The organism is Nostoc sp. UIC 10630 (assembly GCF_010747425.1).
Taxonomy (GTDB): domain Bacteria; phylum Cyanobacteriota; class Cyanobacteriia; order Cyanobacteriales; family Nostocaceae; genus Nostoc.
The window spans coordinates 1-386 of record NZ_JAAGOG010000512.1; the positions used below are offsets into that span (position 1 = coordinate 1).

The 386-nt window shown below is 43.0% G+C and carries 1 pseudogene; it reads left to right on the top strand.

What is annotated here, in order from left to right:
* A pseudogene (locus tag G1O98_RS38665) lies at nucleotides 1-348 on the top strand (TrpB-like pyridoxal-phosphate dependent enzyme); the annotation flags it as partial.
* Nucleotides 349-386: the final 38 nt, after the last annotated feature.

Here is a 386-nt window from a genome sequence, read left to right on the forward strand (position 1 = left end):
CGCTATCACGGTATGGCTCCCCTTGTTAGCCATATTGTGAATTTGGGATTAGTTGAATCACGTGCTGAATACCAACTCGCTTGCTTTGCTACTGGATTAACTTTTGCCCGCGCAGAAGGAATTTTACCAGCACCAGAAGCTAATCATGCCGTCAAAGCAACAATTGATCAGGCTTTACTCTGTAAACAAGAAGGAAGAAGCAAAACTATCCTGTTCAACCTTTGCGGTCATGGACATTTTGATATGCAAGCTTATATCGATTATCAAGCTGGACGGCTTGTTGATACTGAATATAGTGCAGAAGAAGTAGCAATGGCCCTGGCAGGATTACCTGTAGTTGATTCGTGACCCAACAATTCCCTTTTTCTTTGTGACGCTCGAAACAA